Origin of the sequence: Mammaliicoccus sp. Q-M61, assembly GCF_022386055.1 — a bacterium.
Lineage (GTDB): Bacteria > Bacillota > Bacilli > Staphylococcales > Staphylococcaceae > Mammaliicoccus > Mammaliicoccus sciuri_A.
This window is the reverse complement of the sequence record NZ_JAJNJL010000002.1, coordinates 253,927-273,147: the sequence shown is the minus strand read 5'-3', so window position 1 is coordinate 273,147 and position 19,221 is coordinate 253,927. Positions and strand designations below refer to the sequence as shown.

Below are 19,221 nucleotides of genomic sequence, written 5' to 3'. Positions count from 1 at the left end.
TACTTTTGTATAGAGTAACTTTATAATTAAATATGAATAAGAAAGTAAACACAGAGGGGGTTCTTAAGAAGATGGATAAAGTTTATAAAACTCTAGGCTTCTGGACTGCTATTTTTGCTACGATGTTTTATGTCGGTGGTATGGACATGATGGCATATTTCTTCTTAGCACAAACTGGATTTTTCGTATTGTTGGGATACTTAAAATTAACAGAAAGAATGTATATGTATATATTCGCAATTTATTTAGTATTATGTTTTGTTGGATTTACATATTATTCTACATTCTTATTAGAGCCAAGTTTTGGAGCACATCATTAAAAAAAGCATTACACAAACGTGTAATGCTTTTTTTAATTAAATCCATTTAAATACGGATTTGTCATTTCTTCATCTGCTATTGTTGTCTCCGGTCCGTGACCTGGGAAAATAGTTGTATTTGGATCTAGTTCTAACAACTTATCTTCAATTGAATTCAATAATGTTTTTGTATCACCTTTATATAAGTCCGTTCTGCCAATTCCACCTTTAAATAAAGTATCACCTACTATAGCAAAGTCGCCAAATACAAATGATAAACTACCCGGTGAATGTCCTGGTGTATGGATCGCTTCAAATTTAAATTCGCCAATCTCATATTCTCCAGGTTCCATTATTTGTGGAACAGTATGTTGAACCACTTGTGGCAATTGATACATTGCAAATTTTTTAGAACCATTTTTCTCTGTATCTGTTAGCCACGATTTTTCTTCAGGATGTACATATACTTTCACATCAAATTCATTTGCGACATCATCTACTGCACCTATATGATCAAAATGAGCGTGTGTTAATAATACAGCACTCACCTTTTTATTATATTGTTTAATTTGTTTATTTAAAAACTCGCCATTATCTCCCGGATCTATCACGAGTAATTCGTTTTCACCTTCGAGAATATAACAATTTGTTTCTACAATTCCTAATGAAAAACTATGTACTTGCATTTTATTTCCTCCTCTTTTAAAAAGTATCTCGACAAAACCACATATTAATTATACAATTAATATGATAATAAAAGAAATTTGTATTGGGGGTATTGGAATGCCATTTATCGACACAGGGGAACTATTTGAGTTATTTGGAGTAAAAATCCATATCGGTGTTAATATTTTCTCATTATTAATGCTAGCTGTTTTTATTCTAGCTATATTTGGTTTAATTTCAGCATTCAAAAACAAAAATATTTTGGGCATTCTTTTTGGTGCAATAACTGTAGTATCTTTTGGGTTCTTCTCATTAGCTACAATCTTTACATACGGTTATCCAATTTTACATCATTAAAGAAAAGACGAGTTTACACTCGTCTTTTTTTATTTGTTCAAATGTTTATTAACAGAATCTAATTTATCGTTCATTTTTCTAGACTTATCTCTTCTATCATCAATTCGGATATTTGTACAAACTCTGTCTAATCCTTTATTGAATGGACTTTCATGAATTTCTTGAATAATTTCAAGTAAATCTTTTAAATCACCTTCAATAAGCGTATTCATTGGTGTTAATTGATAATCAATTGTACCTGCTTCTTTATGCTTTTCTAAGATCAATTGAATATCTGCAATATATTCACTCACACTAGGTCCTTCTGTTCCCACTGGTATTACGACTACGTCAACTATTGCCATTATTCATTCTCCTTTTCTATTACATATGTCTTAATTAGACCAGCTGCACCGATGATACCTGCGTCGTTACCTAGTTGTGCTACTACGATGCTTGTACCATCTTGTGCAGGTTTAAATGTCATTTTTTCATAATGCTTTTTAATAAATTGGATAAGAATATCACCGGCTTTACTAACGCCACCACCAATTATAATATATTTAGGGTTAGTCATGACGCTAACAACACTTGCAGCATAAGCTATGTAACCAGCAACTTTATCAATGATAAATAAACTGAATTCATCTCCTGATTTTGCAGCATCAAATACGTCTTTAGCTGTTACATTTTTACCTGTTATTAAGTCATGAATACTTGATTTCATATTGATATTTGGATAATAATGATGCACTAAATTAATGACACCTGTAGCAGAAGCAACCGTTTCAAGACAGCCCTTCATACCACAATTACATTGAAATCTCTTCTTTTGGTCTACTAAGAAATGACCTATTTCAGCGCCTGAACCATTATGGCCATGAATTAATTCCCCATTTGAAACAATGCCGCCGCCTACACCTGTTCCTAGCGTCATACAAACAACATCACTTTCATTTTGGCCAGCGCCTTTAAATTTTTCTCCTAAAGTTGCCACATTCGCATCATTATCTACGTAAATTGGTCCATCAAAATATTGTTGCATATGTTTTCTAACTTCAATGTTACCAGTCCAATTTAAATTCACAGCACCGTTGACGATACCATTTTCAAAATCAATTGGGCCAGGTACACCGATTCCCATACCGATAATGTTCTTGATATCGATATCTTTTCTATTCAGATGGACAACGAATGAATCATATATATTCTCTAATATGCCTTCTCCAGTTTTATTCGTTGAAATTTCCCATTTCTCTTCGATATTTAGTGAACGATCAAAAATACCTAATTTACAAGTCGTACCACCAATATCAGCTGATAAAATATGTGTCATTTTTTCTCAATCCTTCTCTGATTTATAATAAGTCTTGCTTGTAAAAATGTTTCTTTATCAATAAGCATAGATTGATACATAGCTTTTATTTCTTGTTCCATCATTTCTAGTTGATCTTCTTCATCTTTAAAATAAATAATATAACCAAATTTTTTAAGTAATTGTTGTACGTCGTATAAATTATTCATAAAATTAACTCCTAAACGCATCAATTTCATCTTTTAATGCTGCATAATGTTTATTCTTTTTATCAAGCTTTATGGCCTTATTAATAAACTTATTTGCTTTATCATAGTCATCTTTTGCTCTATAACCTAAAGCTAATTGGTAATTTAATTTAGCTGAATTAGGAAAAACTTTTAAGCCTCTTTCCCATTCTAGTATCGCTTCATTCAAAGATGTATTATTCGCTACGATTAAGCCACTTAAAATATATGTCTCATCCGACTCGAAGTTCTTTTCTTTAATTTGCTTTACCATAGTTTCTGCTCTATCAAAATCACCGTTATTCATAGCATCTTTCGTTAATTCATCATATATATAATGTTGTTGTCTGTTAAAGATGATAACGATCAAAATGATGATGATCACTATAAAGGCAGTAATATAATAAAGTTTGAATTTATCATGTTCCATCCATTTGTACATGATAAACATTAAGATTGCCCCGCCAACAAATCCACCTAAATGGGCAAAGTGGTTCACATTATTAATAAACAATGCTAATAACGAAATAATCACAATACCGATAAATGTTTGTAATACAAATTGTTTATTAATATTTTTACGTGTAAATAAATACACAATAAATGCACCAATTAATCCGAAAATGGCACCACTTGCACCAATTGAAATAGATTGTGTATCTATACTAAGCGATACAATACCTGCAAATAGACCTGATATGAAATAAATGGTGAACATTTTAATGGACCCTAATGCACCTTCAATCAGTTTACCGAATATAATAAGCGAAAATACATTCATCATTAAGTGTGTAAAATTCGCGTGTATAAACATGGACGTTAATAAACGGTACCATTCACCGTGTACTACATTGAAGTGCACAAGTCCGCCGTAATCGACTAAATTAATTTGGCCAAAATGATTAAAAATTAAAACTAAAGACAGCCATACAATTACATTAGCAGCTACTAAAAAGTATGTTACCGGTGAAAACTTAAGCATAAAGCTATCAATAAAGCTCGCATTCAATAATTTGTTTTTATATGTCGTAACAGGATTTGTTCTATTACGTTTAATTTGATGTTTCGTTACGAAGTGATGAGATACTTTCTCAAAATCACCAAGCTCATATAAAGCATGATATCTAATTTTAGGTCGTTTAGTATGATTAAATTCAGTGAAATCTATCTCTTTTTCGGTAATATAAAAAACATCTAATTGTTCAAAACTAAACCCTATACTATCAATTAAGTCACCTAAATGGTCAGTGATTTTTTCTAAGTCAAAATCAACTTCTTGATGTGTAGGCGTCTTATGTATAAATCTTTTGACAATTTTTTTAGATTCATGGGTCAACCATATTTCTGCTTCTTCTTCATCAATCGATATTATTTTGTAGCCTTCAGTGTAGACTAAATAATATATCGACTTCCACATTTGTTTTGTTTTATCCATCTATTCTTCTCCATATATATCATTTGGTGTCAACATTTCATCAACTGGTATATCATGTGATTCAGCATCAAAGTTTCTTAACTGAAAAGGATATAACAAACTTATTGTATGTCCATTATAACGAGATAAATATTTATCATAATACCCTCCACCATAGCCTATTCGATAACCAGCTTGATTAAATACAACACCAGGTACAATAATTAAATCAATATCATCACTAATTTCAGTTTCTTGATTAACATACTTAATGCCTTTTTGATCAATTGCAATGGAATTCAAATCAAGTATTCGCTGAAATTCCATTTGTTTCGTTTCGTAATTGGTTCTCGGTACGAATACTTTCTTACCTATATTTAAAAGATGTTCAATAATAGGTATCGTATTGACTTCATGATCCATACTCATAACGATAGCAATTGAATTGGCTTGCTTAAAATTGTTATGTTCAAATAATTGTTCTTTTAAATTTAAATCATATTGTTCTTTTTGAGATATGTCTTGATTTCTCATTAAATTCAATATTTCTTTTCTTAAATTTTTCTTGTTTGACATGAATTTAACACTTCCAAATATTGATTAAATTTTTATCAGTTACACATAATATGATAACACAAGAATTATTGTGATAGGTAGTCGTACAACCTTTAAAGGTATTAAAAAAACACATTCCCGTATAATGGAATGTGTTTTTATTCGTTTTATTATTTTGTTTCTCTATGAAGAGTGTGTTTACCGTCACGAGCACAATATTTTTTCATTTCAATACGCTCTGGGTTGTTACGTTTATTCTTTTTAGAGATGTAGTTTCTTTCACCACAATCAGTACATGCTAAAGTTACATTTACGCGCATGATGAACCCTCCTATTCTTATTTCAATTAATATACGACCTTATTATAATACCATCTATGCTTATATAATTCCAGTACTATTTTTCAATAGGTTCATAGTGTTCACCAGTTATATAATAATAGCAACTTTCACTGATATTCGTGATGTGGTCTCCTATTCTTTCTAAGTATCTTGCAGCAAGATGTGCTTGACCAGAAATAAATGGATCGTTATCGATTAAATATGTCGTGTTATTAATCTCACGATATAAATCATCAATATCATTGTCGCGATCGATAATTTCTTTTATCAACAATATATCTTTATCATTAACTGCCGCTTCTAAATCTTTTAACATTAGCATAGCCAATTTACCCATCGTTTTTAATCTCGTTAGTATAAAGTAATCTGTTATTTTAACTCTTTTTCTGATTTGAGCAATATTAGTAGAATTGTCTGCCATTCGCTCTAATTCAGAAGCTATTTTTAAACCTGAAATCATAACACGAAGGTCTGTCGCTATAGGTTGTTGCTTTGTAATTAGCATAACTACTTTTTCATTAATGTCATATTCCATTTGGTTAATTTTTTTATCGTATTTGATTAAATTACGAGCATTGTTTCTATCTTCATCACTCAATACAGATATTGATTGTTCTATCATAAAGTATACTTCTTTACCCAACACAAATAAATCATTAATGAGTGAATTTAATTCATCTTCATATTTTTCTCTAATAACCATATTATCCAAATCTCCCAGAAATATAGTCTTCTGTTTTCTTATCTGTTGGGTTAGAGAAGATTTTATCTGTTTGATCGAACTCATTTACATAACCGTTTAAGAAGAACGCTGTTTTATCAGAAATTCTAGCTGCTTGCTGCATGTTATGTGTCACGATAATGATTGAGTATTTAGTTTTTAATTCTTGCACTAATTCTTCAACTTTTAATGTTGAAATAGGATCAAGTGCTGAAGTTGGCTCATCCATTAAAATAACATCTGGTTCAATTGCTAAACATCTCGCTATACAAATTCTTTGCTGTTGTCCACCAGATAATCCATATGCATTCTTATCTAGTCTGTCTTTACATTCATCCCAGATTGCTGCACCTTTTAATGAACGTTCAACGATTTCATCTAGTACCTTTTTATCTGTAATACCATGAATTCTAGGTCCATAAGTAATATTGTCATATATTGATTTCGGGAATGGGTTTGGTTTTTGAAACACCATACCAACATTCGTTCTTAATTCTTCAACACTGTATTTTTTGTCGAAAATGTTTTTATCTCTATAAATGATCTCACCAGATGTTTTAACACTTGGAATTAATTCAATCATTCTATTTAATGTTTTAATATAAGTTGATTTACCACATCCAGATGGTCCAATAATTGCCGTCACTTCATTTTCTGCAATATCTAAATTTATATTTTTAAGCGCATGAAAATCTCCATACCATAAATCTAAATTATTCGTTTTATAAACAATATTTTTATCTTCTACTGCTATTTGTTGATTTGCTGTCATTTCATTTGAAGGTATATTTTGAGATAAATCTCTAATTTTTACGTCTGTCATAGTCATGACCCCTCTTCATTTTGATTATTATAATTTTCTTTGATATTTATTTCTAATATAGATTGCGATTGAGTTCATAAGAATTAAAATTACGAGTAATACGATAATTGCTGCTGATGAAACAAACTGAAATTCTGCTTGTGGCAACTTAGCCCAGTTGTATATTTGCATTGGTAAAGCTTGGAAAGATTCAAATATACTATTAGGTGTTTTCATCAATATGGCAGGAATACCGATTACAACAAGTGGAGCTGTTTCTCCAAGTGCTCTTGATAGTGCAAGAATTGTCCCTGTTAAAATACCAGGTATTGAAGCTGGTAATACGATGTTTTTAATCGTTTGCCATTTAGTACCACCTAATCCTAATGATGCTTCTCTAATAGATGATGGAACAGCTTTAATTGCTTCCTGACTTGCTACGATAATAATTGGTAAAATCATAAGTGACATCGTTAATGCTGCTGCAATAACTGTCTTACCTAGAGATAAGTTTTCAATACCTGCACCACGTACAAATATTGTTAATCCTAATAAACCAAATACGACTGATGGCACACCTGCTAAATTTGAAATATTAACTCTTATAAATTTCGTAAACCAGTTTTCTTTTGCGTATTCAACCATGTATATCGCTGTACCAACACCAAGAATGATAGATATAGGTGCTATTGTCATCATGAGCCAAAGTGTCCCAATTAAAGCACCTTTAATACCTGCACGTTCAGGTGATGTTGATGAGAAGTTTGTGAAGAAATCTGTACTTAGATAAGGAATACCTTTTCTAAATATGTCAAATAGCAAAATAGCTAATACGATTAAGCCAATTAATGTACAAACGAAAAATATTGATTTTATGACTTTATTTTTCATTAGTCTTGTCGGTAGCTTTTTACGAACGACGGTTTGATCAACTAAATTAACTTCTGACATATTAATACTCCTCTCTAAATCGTTTTGTAATCCATTGTGAAATGATATTCATAATAAATGTGAATATAAACAATGTGAAACCTACAGCATAAATACTGTAATAAATATCAGATCCGTAAGTCGCATCTCCAGTTGCAACTTGGACAATGAATCCTGTCATTGTTTGGATAGATCCTATTAAACTAAAGCTTGAATCCGGTGTACTACCTGCCGCTAAAGATACGATCATTGTTTCACCAATAGCTCTTGATATCGCTAATACAACAGATGCGATGATACCAGATAAAGCCGCTGGAAATACGATTTTAGTTGCAAGTTCAAACTTTGTTGCACCTAATCCCAGTGCGCCTTCTTTAATTGAATCAGGTACCGAACTCATTGCGTCTTCACTCATACTCGTAATCATCGGTATAATCATGACCCCCACGACTAAACCTGGACTAATTGAGTTAAAGCTTCCTAAATCAGGGAATATACCTCTTAAAATTGGCGTTACAAATGTTAACGCAAAAAATCCGTAAACAATTGTCGGAATACCTGCTAATATTTCAAGAATGGGTTTAATAATTCTTCTTGATCTATCAGAAGCATACTCACTCAAATATAGTGCTGCACCTAATCCAACTGGAACAGCAAAGATTGTCGCTACTGCTGTAACTTTCAACGTTCCTAAAATCAGTGCGAAAATACCGTATTTAGGATCAGATGAAAATGGTGCCCAGTCTTTCGTAAATAAAAATTCAAATGGATTCACTCTCGTGAAAAATGTTGCTGTTTCAGTTACAAGTGTGAATAATATCCCGATTGTTGTAAGTACAGAAACTGAAGCGATTAACAATAAAATAATGGGAACAGCTTTATCCGCAAAAACTTTACCTTTATTATTGCTATTTTGCTTAATCAATTCTTGTACTGAAGTTTGTTGTTTCATAAAAATAACTCCTTCATTTTGAAAAAGGGCGATTACTGACCGCCCTCTGCTTAAATTTATTAATGATTATTTTTTAAATTTTTCTAACGTTTCTTTATCTTCTTTATACTCATCATCTTTCAACGGAACATAACCAGCATCTTTAGCAGCATCAGCTGAGTTATCAATTACATATTCCATAAATCCGTAAAACGCATCATTATCTTCTAGTGATTTATTTTTCGCATATACGAATAATGGTCTACTTAAAGGATAGCTACCATCATTTACTGTTTTATCTGTAGGTTCTATTGCTTTTCCATCATCTTTAATCTTCACAGCTTTAAGTGAATCTTTATTTTCTTGATAGAAGTTATATCCAAAGAATCCGATCGAATCTTTATTATCTTGGACAGATTTAACGATGACATTCGTGTCAGCATTTTTCTCAGATTGTAAATCTTTTTCATCTAATACTTCTTCACTAAAGAAGTCGTAAGTACCATGTGATTGGTCTGGTGAAAATGCTTTGATCTTTTTATCAGGGAATTTTGAATTAACATCTTTCCACGTTTTTGCTTTGCCGCTATAAATTTTTGCTAATTCATCCATACTCAACTCATCAACAAAGTCATTATCTTTGTTAACAGCTACTGTTAAGCCGTCTTGAGCAACTTTAAACTCAGTGTATTCTATTTTAGCTTTTTTCAATTTTTCTTTTTCTTCATCTTTAATATCTCTAGAAGCATTTGAAAAGTCTGTTTCTCCCGCTATGAACTTTTCAAATCCACCACCAGTTCCTGATACACCAATTGAAACTGAAACATCAGGTTGCTCGGCTGAGAAGTCTTCGTTTATTTTTTCCATAACTGGTGCAACAGTTGATGAACCATCACCTTTAACTTCACCACTTAATTTTTTATCATCTGAAGATTTAGTATCCCCGGAACTAGATTTTTCAGCTGCCCCACCACAAGCTCCTAATAAAAGTACAGAACTTAAAGCTGTTGTTGATCCGATTAATTGCCACTTTTTCATGTTAAATCCTCCTAATTAATATCGCCTTAATCTTTATTACATCTTTACTTTACAATTTCTTTATTAAGTACAAATAAATTGAATGTAAATTTTGTGTTAACTTCGTATGAAAACGTTTTAAAATGTAAAAAATGAAGAGAATGGTGTTTTATTATGGGGATATTAGTTACAAAAGTCGCAAGAACTGTAAATAAGAGCCCCCATAGTTACAAAAGTCGGGAGAACTGTAAATAAGAGCCCCCATAGTTACAAAAGTCGGGAGAACTGTTAATATAGACCCCTTAGTTACAAAAGTCCGGAGAACTGTAATTATGCATGCACAAACAAAATCGTAATCTACTCGAAAAACAAATTCACAAACAAAAAAATAACACCTCATTTCTACTGAATTAATCAGTAAAATGAGATGTTATATTGATTCAATCTTTATATTGAGTTATTTTCTATCTTTAAAGTAATAGTTAATAATATCTCGACCTAAATCCCCACCTGGTAACCATGGTTCTGGTACGGGTTGGTTTGTATATGTGATAGAGAATGATAATTCAGGATTTTTAGCAGGTGCATATCCAATATATGTTGAGTTTACTTTCGGTTTACCATCTTTGAATACTTCTGCTGTACCTGTTTTACCAGCTGATCTTACGACCGTTTTATTAAAACTAGAATAACCTGTTCCTTCTGGCTTATTAAATGCCATATCGAAACCTTTTTGTACTTGTTTTATTTCTGCATCACTATTATTAACCTTATTCATCACTTCACCTTTAAATGTCTTTTTAATAGGTCCAAGTGAATCTTCATTTGTAGAATTTCTAATTTCTTTTGCTAAATGTGGTTTCAATCTATATCCATCGTTCGCAATAGTTGCGACATATTGTGATAACTGTATAGGTGTATAAGTATCAAATTGTCCGATTGCTAAATCAATGTAGTTACCTGGGTTATCTTTAATTGGTTCAATTTGACCTGCTGATTCATTTGGTAAATCAATGCCTGTTTTAACACCTAAACCAACTTGATTTAAACCTTTACGTAATTTGATACCTGCTTGTTCTACATCAGATGGTAGTGACATACCACTACTGTATGGAGATCCAGCTAATAACAATGCTGTCTTATACATAAATACGTTTGATGAATGCATTAAAGCTTCAGCATCTGTAATTGTTTTTCTGCCATTTTGGTTAAAGTATGATCGTTTTGTTAAACCACCACTAAATTTTAATGGTTCATCGACCATTGTATCGCCAACATTTAATACGCCGTTTTGGTAGCCAGTAAGTAATGTAGCACCTTTAACAGATGAACCTACTGTATATTGACTCGTGAAGTTACCTATATGGTTATCCGTAATCTTGCCATTTTTGTCAATATCACGTCCGGCCATTGCTAATACATCACCATTTCTAGGATCTTGGACAACAACCATAACTCTGTCCATATCTGTAGCGCCTTTACTTCTTAATGATTCAATGTGTTTATCAATATATTCTTCAACTTTTTTCTGTAAATCTATATCGATTGTTAACACTAAATCGTTACCACGTGAACCTTGTGAAATAACTTCAGAACTTGTTATTTTCCCAGATTTATCAGTGACATATTTCATTTTCTTCTTAGAGCCTTTTAAAATATCTTCATATTGATATTCTAAGTAAGATTTACCAACTCTATCATTTCTAGAATATCCTTTCGCGAGATAGTCATTCACTAACTCTTTAGGCAAACCTTCTTCTTTACTTGAAACATTTCCAAATAAAGTTCTTAAAGTGTCACCATAAGGATAACGTCTTTCCCAGTCCATTGTTGTATTAACGCCAGGCAGTTCAGATAAATGTTGAGATACAGCTGCATACTCATCATTTTTAACACCTTCATTTTTTATAACAACAGGACTCAGCTGAGATCCAGAATTCATTTCTCTAAATATCGCAAGGATTTGTAAATCCTTTTTAGATAATTTATCTGTATATTTAGATGTCACTTTGTCGTACAAAGCTTTATCATAATCATCTTGACTAATATTGCCATCTGAGAATAAAGCTTGTTCATCTTTCATTAACTTATGAACTTCATCTTGATTTCTCAATATCCAAAAATCTTGCTTATCACGTTCTGTAATCTTTGAAGTATCCATCTTCATTAAGTGAGATAGTTTTTCAGCGATTTTTAAAATATCATCTTGGCTCGTTCTTCTATCTCTCGTGTATGTAATTGCCTTTTTAGACTCATTGTCTACTAATACTTTACCGTTTCTATCATATATACGGCCTCTAGGCACCGATTCATTAACTGTAATAGATTCTGTACTATCTATCGCACGCTTGTATTCTCCGCCTTTTACAATTTGTAAATAACCTAACCGCATAATGAGCACAGAGAATAAAATGACGACTACTGCCAATATTAGGCTTACGCGTTTATTCATTAATAGGCGAAATGCTTCTTCTTTTGATTTCTTTTTTACTCGTTTCAACAACTAAACCTACCTTTTTAACTCTATTATAATAATTTCATCATATATTATTATGACTTACATTGCTATTGATATAGGTAAATTTTTATAAAAAAAGAGTGGAGCTGAAATCTCGTTTAAATAAAAAGATTTCATTGCTCCACCCCATCAGGATGATTGTTTTATTAATCAGTCATCCAAATTTAAAGTCGAATTATTTTGCAGCTTGGTATAATTCGTTTACTTTATCCCAATTTACAACGTTCCAGAATGCATTAATGTAATCTGGGCGTCTGTTTTGGTAGTTTAAGTAGTAAGCATGTTCCCAAACATCTAAACCTAAAATTGGAAGTTTACCTTCTGAAATTGGGTTATCTTGGTTTGGAGTTGAAACAATCGCTAATTCGCCATTATCTACAACTAACCATGCCCATCCTGAACCAAAACGGCCAGCTGCTGCAGCTGCAAATTCTTCTTTGAATTTGTCTAATGAACCAAATGTAGAACTAATTGCATCTACAACTTCTCCTGAAGGCTCAGAAGCATTTGGAGTTAATAGTTCCCAGAATAATGAATGATTATAATGTCCGCCACCATTGTTTTGAACTGCAGTACGGATATCATCAGGAACAGAGTTTAAGTTTTTAACAATATCTTCAATAGATTTGCTTTCTAAATCTGTACCTTTCACTGCATCATTTAATTTTGTTACATAAGTGTTATGGTGTTTCGTATGATGAATCTCCATAGTTTCTTTATCGATGTGTGGTTCTAATGCATCATACGCATATGGTAATTTTGGTAATTCAAAAGCCATAAAAAATCATCCTCCTCATTTGTTTTACATACCTATCTTATCAAGATTAAAGTTTTATAACAAATAATTTGTTTAATAAATAATCAAAAAATTTTTAATTCTTATGTATCGCCTTGCAACAGGTGTTTTTAAACATTATTATTAAGTGAAGAAGAGGTGAATTTATGCAGTATATAAAAGAGCTTAAAAGGTTATTTAAGCATCCTAGTAAGTATCCAATGTTTAGAATTACGAAGTTAAGATACATATTCCTTCATATATTATTATTAAGTTGGATATTAATCATACCTAATTCTATTCAATACATACAAATCACTCAAAATTTATCAACGTTAGTCAATGATGAAGTGACAGAGATACCTGATTTTGAAATCAATCAGAACAAAATGATTTTATCACAAGATAAATCTATCCAATTAAATCATCATCAAACGGTAGAATTTACTAAATCTAATGATTTCGAGATGAAAGATCACCATTTAATCGTGTTTAAACCAAATCATATTGAGATTTCAAATTATAGTGACTACACAGAAATTAGCTATGGTTCCCTATCTTCCCTTGTTACCAATCAAGACGATTTAATTAAGTTTATTGAAACGATAAATGATTCTAAATATTTTTACTTAAGTTTGATTGTTGTCTTTCTATTATTTATTCAATTTTTAAGCTTATCTATCAAAATTGGTATTCTAGCATTTGCTGGACATTTATTGGGAATGATTTTACGAAGAAAGACTCGCTTTATGACTTGGTTCAAAATGATGACATTTGTGATAACGCTTCCGACTTTAGTCCTATTATTAGGAATGATTACAGTGATTCCTTTATTAATAATTGCTTCATGGTGTATAATCATTTTAAGCATTGTTATGATTGCTATGTATTTACCTAAAGGAAAAAGACCTGCTAAAGTGTAAAGATTAGCAAATTTAAACAAAGGAGTCTTATCATGTCAGAAATCATTCATCGCACTAAAACGAGACCTGTTAAAGTTGGGGATTTAACGATTGGCGGTTCAGATGAAGTTATTATTCAAAGTATGACGACTACAAAAACATATGATGTTGATGCAACTGTAGCTGAAATCAAACGATTAGAAGAAGCTGGTTGCCAAATTGTTAGAGTAGCTTGTCCAAATGAAGAAGACGCATATGCAATTAAAGATATTAAAGCGCAAATCAATATACCTTTAGTTGTAGATATTCATTTCAATTACAAATTAGCTTTAATTGCAATTGAAAATGGCGCAGATAAGATTCGAATCAATCCAGGAAACATTGGTAGACGTGAAAAAGTTGAAGCAGTTGTCAAAGCATGTAAAGAAAAAGGTATTCCTATTCGAATAGGTGTTAATGCAGGATCATTAGAAAAACATATTATTAAAAAATATGGCTACCCTACTGCTGATGGTATGGTTGAAAGTGCATTACATCATATTAAAATACTCGAAGATTTAGATTTTCATGACATTATCGTATCAATGAAAGCAAGTGACGTAAATTTAGCTATTGAAGCATACACGAAAGCAGCTCAAGCTTTTGACTATCCACTACATTTAGGTATAACAGAAAGTGGCACACTATTTAATGGAACGGTTAAATCGTCTGCAGGATTAGGCGCAATACTAAGCTTAGGGATTGGAAATACGTGTAGAATTTCCTTATCAGCTGATCCAGTCGAAGAAGTTAAAGTAGCGAAATCTTTGCTTAAAGCATTTGGTTTAGCGAGTAATGCTGCTACATTAATTGCTTGCCCTACTTGTGGACGAATAGAAATTGATTTAATCTCGATAGCAAATGAAGTAGAAGAATATATTTCAAACCTTCAAGTCCCATTAAAAGTAGCTGTACTTGGTTGTGCAGTTAACGGTCCTGGTGAAGCAAGAGAAGCTGATATCGGTATTGCTGGTGCACGTGGTGAAGGATTACTGTTTATGAAAGGCAAAACCGTTCGTAAAGTACCTGAAAAAACAATGGTTGAAGAATTAAAAAAAGAGATAGATAAATTAGCAATTGAAATGGAACAAAATAAAGAAGCTCAAAAAGCATAAAGTAAAAGGTGAATTTTTATGAATCAAAAGCCAAGATTAGGTATAGATATTGACGGCACAGTTACATGTCCAAAAACATTTGTACCTTATTTACAAAGAGATTTTAATCAACAACTTAAATATGAAGATATTACAGAATACAATTTAGCAAATGTCTTAAACTGTAAAGAAGAAGAAATGTTGAGTTGGTTTAAAAATAATGAATCACATATATACCAACATTCCCCTGTTGCAGAAGGTGCAAAAGACATTTTGAATCAATTAAAAGATGACTACGAACTTTATTATATAAGTGCAAGACATCATTATTTAGAAGATATTACGAAAGAATGGTTCCAATCTCATCATATACCATTTGATCAAATTACATTAACAGGCAGTCATAATAAATTAGAAGTAACAAAAGAACAGAATATTGATATTTTCTTTGAAGATAAATTAGATAACGCAGAAGATATCAATCATTATTTAAATATCCCTGTTTTCTTGTTTGACACACCATATAACCAGAAAGATTTACAAAATGATATATATAGAATTAAAAATTGGCATGAAGTATCAACGTTACTTAATAGAATATAGTTAAAACCTGGCCCATATGTGAGATGGACCAGGTTTTTTCATGTATTGTGTAATTAAATGGTCGGCTAACGATCTTGTTTTGTTTTCTTGAACGTTAGATTTTCTAACGATCTTGTTTTTGAGTCTTGATCGTTAGCGTACATAATTTTTTATTTTTTGCATATAAAGTGTCGGCTAACGATCTTGTTTTGTTTTCTTGAACGTTAGAATTTCTAACGATCTTGTTTTTGAGTCTTGATCGTTAGCGCACATAATTTTTTATTTTTTTGCGTATAAATTGCCGGCTAACGATCTTGTTTTCCATTCTTGAACGTTAGAATTTCTAACGATCTTGTTTTTGAGTCTTGATCGTTAGCGCATATTCAATTCTACCTGTTTCCCTCCAAATAAAAAAATGGTAGCTCCTCAAGCTACCATTTTTCTCTTATTATACTGTTTTGCATTGTTCACATTTACCGTATACTTCTAATTTATGTGATGCTATTTCTACATTTGGTAATTGTTGTTTAATTGAATCCATTGGGCAAAAGTCTATTACTTTTGTTGTACCACATGATTCACAAATAAAATGATGATGATGGTGACTTTGACATGCAATTCTAAATTTCATTTCGCCGTCTATTTCAGTACTTTCGATAATATTCAAGTCTTTAAATAAGTATAAATTACGATAAATTGTATCGAAAGATAATCCATTATAATCATCTTTCAATGCTTCTTGAATATATTTAGCTGTGATATATTTATCTTCATCTACAAATAATGAGATGATATCACGACGTTTATTTGTGTACTTATGTCCATCATTTTTCAATATTTGAATGGCTTCCTCTACTTTCAAGATGATAGCCTCCTTTTTTAATCAATACTTTACTATACGCAATACTAGCAAGTAATTCTATAATCAATAATCCTACTATAATACCTCCTGGTGAAATATTCAAATAGAAGGATAATATCAATCCTAGTACTACTGAGATTTCACCGAATAAAATACTTAATGCGATTAACTGTTTAAATCCTTTAGCTAATCTCATACTTGTAGCGACTGGCAATGTCATTAAACTACTCACTAACAAGATACCAACGACTCTCATTGAAGCTGAAATAACAAGTGCGACAATGACAATAAATAATAATTGGATCCACTTTGGCATGCCAATAACTTTTGAGTACTCTTCATCGAATGATAATACAAATAATGACTTGTACAATAACATAACAAAGATTAAGACAATGACCGTAATGACGATAATTGTAAATAAATCACTTAAGTTTACGGCACTAATTGAACCGAATAAATATCCAAATAAATCTTGGTTAAATCCATTTGCTAAAGAAATAAATATAACACTAATACCAATACCACCACTCATAATAATGGGTATCGCGATTTCTTGGTAATGTTTATATTCAGTTCTTAATTGTTCTATTAATAACGCGCCTGCTATTGAAAAAATAATACCAAACCATATCGGATTTATAGTAGCAAACAATGGACTAACACTCATTAAGAACAGTCCCATTGATATACCACCTAACGTCACATGGCTTAAAGCATCCGCAATGAGCGATAGCCTTCTAACTACAATAAATGCCCCTATTAAAGGTGCAATCAATCCTACTAAAATTCCACTTATAAATGAATATCTTATAAAATCAAAATTTAAAAACGCATCAATCACGATATAACACTCCTTCATTCAGGAGCATAAATCTATCTCTCGTTTCAACTGACATATCCAATCTCCTTATTTAAAATCTATTTATTTATTCTGCTCGACGTTAACTTTGTACTAATTCTTCAACTTCTTCATGTGCACAACAGTCACGATCATGTTGATGATCGACAAATTGTACGGGATGTCCATAGATTTTAGATATTGAGACTTCATCTAATGATTTAAATGACTCACTTGTACCATGGAAATGTATATGTTGATTTAAGCAAGCTACTTTACTTGCCGTATCAGCTACAACACCAATATCATGCGTTACAAGAATGATTGTAATCCCTTCTTGTTTTAATTGCGTCAGTAATTGATAAAATTCTGAAACATGTCTCGCATCAATACCTACAGTAGGTTCATCTAATATTAAAATACTCGGTTTAGAAATTAATGCTCTAGCAATAAACGTTCTTTGCTGCTGACCACCTGACAACTGTGCAATATTTTCATTCTTAAGATCACTTATATTTAATCTTTCTAATATGGCATCTACTTGTGCAGCATCTTCTTTATTAAACCATTTGAAAAGACTTTTATTTTTAGTTAAGCCACTCATGACAACTTCTTTTACTGTCGCTGGAAAGCCAGAACTAAAAGCATTAGATTTTTGTGATACGTAACTAATTTTTTCCCAAGATTTATATTGATTAATTTTTTTACCACTTATTAAGATATCACCTTTTTGTAAAGGTAATAAGCCTAATATCAGTTTCAGTAAAGTCGATTTCCCAGAGCCATTTGGGCCAACTATTGCCAAGAAATCTCCTTTATAAATTTGTATATTAATATGGCTAAGTGCCAATTTATTTGGATAGCTATAACTGATATCTTTTAACTCGAAAATCGGTGTTTCTTTTTCCATCTTCATCACCTCGTCAATAGAATACTATACAATGAATATGAAAGAATGTAAATAGTAATGTTTACGAACAAAAAAAGTCTGGGACATAATGTAATGTCTCAGACTTTTCTAGTATCTTGGCAGTAGATGTCTGAATTGAAAATGCGCTTGTACCAAGCTTTTTTCAACTCTAGTCATCCTTGCCGGGGCGGGACTACGAAATCTTTTTATACAAATTAGATTTCTGTCCCGCTCCCTGAATAATGTTATTGATTAAAGATTTTTTCTTTTAAATCTGGATCGAATGTACCATTTTTAATCATTTCGATTTCATATTTATATGGTGGTTTTTTATTCTTTTTGTCATCACCAACATATGGTGTTTCTAAGATTTTAGGTACTTCTTTAAATGCATCATGATTGACGATATAGTGCAATGCATCATAACCAATTGATCCAAAACCAATATTTTCGTGTCTATCTTTTCTTGCACCTTGTGGATTCTTACTGTCGTTTACGTGAAGTACTTTAATACGATCGATACCAACGATTTTATCAAACTCATTTAATACACCATCAAAGTCTTCTTTAACGTTGTAACCAGCATCATTTGTATGACAAGTATCGAAACATACAGATAATCTTTCATTATGGTTAACACCATCAATGATTTGAGCAAGTTCTTCGAATGTTTTACCACATTCAGAACCTTTACCTGCCATTGTTTCCAATGCGATACGTACATCATTATTATTTGTTAATACTTCATTTAAACCTTCAATAATTTTTTGAATACCTTTTTCTTCACCAGCACCAACATGAGCACCTGGATGAAGAACGATGTCTTTAGCACCTAGTGCTTCAGTACGTTCAATTTCTGATTGTAAGAATTCAACACCTAAATTAAATACTTCTGGTTTAGTTGTATTTGCAATATTAATGATATATGGTGCATGCACAACAATGTTAGATAAACCATATTCTTTCATTGCTGCTTTACCATTTTCAATATTTAAATCTTCAATCTTTTTACGTCTTGTGTTTTGTGGAGCACCTGTATAAATCATAAATGTAGAAGCATTATAACTTGCCGCTTCTTCTGCTGCTTGTAATAGCATCTTCTTACCACTCATTGAAACGTGTGATCCAATTAACATATTTGACA

General features: G+C 31.6%; 23 protein-coding genes. 5 read left to right on the top strand and 18 right to left on the bottom strand.

Annotated features, from left to right (window positions below; translation table 11 throughout):
- Positions 1-71 precede the first annotated feature (71 nt).
- The gene (locus LQ677_RS04770) at positions 72-320 is read left to right on the top strand and encodes a DUF2626 family protein (RefSeq protein WP_025904960.1); all 249 of its coding nucleotides are present in this window, start codon (positions 72-74) and stop codon (positions 318-320) included.
- 32 nt (positions 321-352) lie between these two features.
- Here LQ677_RS04770 and LQ677_RS04765 read toward each other — a convergent pair whose 3' ends face one another.
- Positions 353-985, bottom strand: a complete 633-nt coding sequence (locus LQ677_RS04765; RefSeq protein ID WP_126477510.1) for an MBL fold metallo-hydrolase — start codon at positions 983-985, stop codon at positions 353-355.
- Between the two features lie 61 nt (positions 986-1,046).
- Between LQ677_RS04765 and LQ677_RS04760 the strand changes: the two genes are divergently transcribed.
- Positions 1,047-1,322 carry a DUF2759 domain-containing protein gene (locus tag LQ677_RS04760; RefSeq protein WP_224658742.1) on the top strand — a complete coding sequence of 92 codons (276 nt, stop codon included), beginning with the start codon at positions 1,047-1,049 and terminating at the stop codon, positions 1,320-1,322.
- A 29-nt stretch (positions 1,323-1,351) separates the two neighbouring features.
- Here LQ677_RS04760 and LQ677_RS04755 read toward each other — a convergent pair whose 3' ends face one another.
- The 13 genes from LQ677_RS04755 to LQ677_RS04695 all read right to left on the bottom strand — a co-directional run bounded on the left by LQ677_RS04755 (position 1,352) and on the right by LQ677_RS04695 (position 12,850).
- Positions 1,352-1,666 carry an MTH1187 family thiamine-binding protein gene (locus LQ677_RS04755; protein ID WP_048539720.1) on the bottom strand — a complete coding sequence of 105 codons (315 nt, stop codon included), beginning with the start codon at positions 1,664-1,666 and terminating at the stop codon, positions 1,352-1,354.
- Positions 1,666-2,637, bottom strand: coding sequence for an ROK family glucokinase (locus LQ677_RS04750; RefSeq protein ID WP_126477511.1), 972 nt, complete (start codon positions 2,635-2,637; stop codon positions 1,666-1,668). The genes LQ677_RS04755 and LQ677_RS04750 overlap by 1 nt, the downstream gene beginning before the upstream one ends.
- Positions 2,634-2,825, bottom strand: a complete 192-nt coding sequence (locus LQ677_RS04745; RefSeq protein ID WP_078099923.1) for a YqgQ family protein — start codon at positions 2,823-2,825, stop codon at positions 2,634-2,636. Before LQ677_RS04745 ends, LQ677_RS04750 begins: the two co-directional genes overlap by 4 nt.
- Positions 2,826-2,829: 4 nt before the next feature.
- Positions 2,830-4,278 (bottom strand): rhomboid family protein, encoded by a 1,449-nt coding sequence (locus LQ677_RS04740; RefSeq protein ID WP_126477512.1) that lies wholly within the window; start codon positions 4,276-4,278, stop codon positions 2,830-2,832.
- On the bottom strand, positions 4,279-4,833 hold the full coding sequence (locus LQ677_RS04735; protein ID WP_126477513.1) for a 5-formyltetrahydrofolate cyclo-ligase: 555 nt from the start codon (positions 4,831-4,833) through the stop codon (positions 4,279-4,281).
- A gap of 149 nt (positions 4,834-4,982) precedes the next feature.
- Entirely contained in the window at positions 4,983-5,132 is a 150-nt protein-coding gene (rpmG, locus tag LQ677_RS04730) for a 50S ribosomal protein L33 (RefSeq protein ID WP_016911879.1), read from the bottom strand.
- A 76-nt stretch (positions 5,133-5,208) separates the two neighbouring features.
- Positions 5,209-5,856, bottom strand: coding sequence for a phosphate signaling complex protein PhoU (phoU, locus tag LQ677_RS04725; protein WP_049318772.1), 648 nt, complete (start codon positions 5,854-5,856; stop codon positions 5,209-5,211).
- Between the two features lies 1 nt (position 5,857).
- A complete protein-coding gene (pstB, locus tag LQ677_RS04720) occupies positions 5,858-6,646 on the bottom strand; it encodes a phosphate ABC transporter ATP-binding protein PstB (RefSeq protein WP_232174216.1) in 789 nt (262 codons plus the stop codon).
- 78 nt (positions 6,647-6,724) lie between these two features.
- Positions 6,725-7,627, bottom strand: coding sequence for a phosphate ABC transporter permease PstA (gene pstA / locus LQ677_RS04715; protein WP_025904173.1), 903 nt, complete (start codon positions 7,625-7,627; stop codon positions 6,725-6,727).
- Between the two features lies 1 nt (position 7,628).
- Complete coding sequence (gene pstC / locus LQ677_RS04710) at positions 7,629-8,558, bottom strand: phosphate ABC transporter permease subunit PstC (protein WP_037588290.1); 930 nt, start codon at positions 8,556-8,558, stop codon at positions 7,629-7,631.
- Between the two features lie 66 nt (positions 8,559-8,624).
- Positions 8,625-9,575 (bottom strand): PstS family phosphate ABC transporter substrate-binding protein, encoded by a 951-nt coding sequence (locus LQ677_RS04705; RefSeq protein ID WP_037588292.1) that lies wholly within the window; start codon positions 9,573-9,575, stop codon positions 8,625-8,627.
- Between the two features lie 436 nt (positions 9,576-10,011).
- Positions 10,012-12,057 carry a peptidoglycan D,D-transpeptidase FtsI family protein gene (locus LQ677_RS04700; protein WP_126477514.1) on the bottom strand — a complete coding sequence of 682 codons (2,046 nt, stop codon included), beginning with the start codon at positions 12,055-12,057 and terminating at the stop codon, positions 10,012-10,014.
- A gap of 190 nt (positions 12,058-12,247) precedes the next feature.
- Positions 12,248-12,850: a superoxide dismutase gene (locus LQ677_RS04695; protein ID WP_025904177.1), complete on the bottom strand. Its 603-nt coding sequence runs from the start codon at positions 12,848-12,850 to the stop codon at positions 12,248-12,250.
- A 164-nt stretch (positions 12,851-13,014) separates the two neighbouring features.
- Between LQ677_RS04695 and LQ677_RS04690 the strand changes: the two genes are divergently transcribed.
- Genes LQ677_RS04690 through LQ677_RS04680 form a run of 3 tightly spaced genes read left to right on the top strand, consistent with a single transcriptional unit; the run spans position 13,015 to position 15,485 of the window.
- The gene (locus tag LQ677_RS04690; protein WP_126477515.1) at positions 13,015-13,770 is read left to right on the top strand and encodes a DUF1189 family protein; all 756 of its coding nucleotides are present in this window, start codon (positions 13,015-13,017) and stop codon (positions 13,768-13,770) included.
- A 32-nt stretch (positions 13,771-13,802) separates the two neighbouring features.
- The gene (gene ispG / locus LQ677_RS04685) at positions 13,803-14,903 is read left to right on the top strand and encodes a flavodoxin-dependent (E)-4-hydroxy-3-methylbut-2-enyl-diphosphate synthase (RefSeq protein WP_103361136.1); all 1,101 of its coding nucleotides are present in this window, start codon (positions 13,803-13,805) and stop codon (positions 14,901-14,903) included.
- 18 nt (positions 14,904-14,921) lie between these two features.
- Positions 14,922-15,485 carry a 5' nucleotidase, NT5C type gene (locus tag LQ677_RS04680; RefSeq protein WP_191835613.1) on the top strand — a complete coding sequence of 188 codons (564 nt, stop codon included), beginning with the start codon at positions 14,922-14,924 and terminating at the stop codon, positions 15,483-15,485.
- Between the two features lie 427 nt (positions 15,486-15,912).
- Here LQ677_RS04680 and LQ677_RS04675 read toward each other — a convergent pair whose 3' ends face one another.
- The 4 genes from LQ677_RS04675 to LQ677_RS04660 form a co-directional block, all read right to left on the bottom strand.
- Positions 15,913-16,326: a Fur family transcriptional regulator gene (locus LQ677_RS04675; RefSeq protein ID WP_025904181.1), complete on the bottom strand. Its 414-nt coding sequence runs from the start codon at positions 16,324-16,326 to the stop codon at positions 15,913-15,915.
- Positions 16,289-17,170 carry a metal ABC transporter permease gene (locus LQ677_RS04670; RefSeq protein WP_037588309.1) on the bottom strand — a complete coding sequence of 294 codons (882 nt, stop codon included), beginning with the start codon at positions 17,168-17,170 and terminating at the stop codon, positions 16,289-16,291. The genes LQ677_RS04675 and LQ677_RS04670 overlap by 38 nt, the downstream gene beginning before the upstream one ends.
- A 100-nt stretch (positions 17,171-17,270) precedes the next feature.
- Entirely contained in the window at positions 17,271-18,077 is an 807-nt protein-coding gene (locus LQ677_RS04665) for a metal ABC transporter ATP-binding protein (RefSeq protein ID WP_025904183.1), read from the bottom strand.
- A 245-nt stretch (positions 18,078-18,322) separates the two neighbouring features.
- The gene (locus LQ677_RS04660) at positions 18,323-19,213 is read right to left on the bottom strand and encodes a deoxyribonuclease IV (protein WP_025904184.1); all 891 of its coding nucleotides are present in this window, start codon (positions 19,211-19,213) and stop codon (positions 18,323-18,325) included.
- Positions 19,214-19,221: the final 8 nt, after the last annotated feature.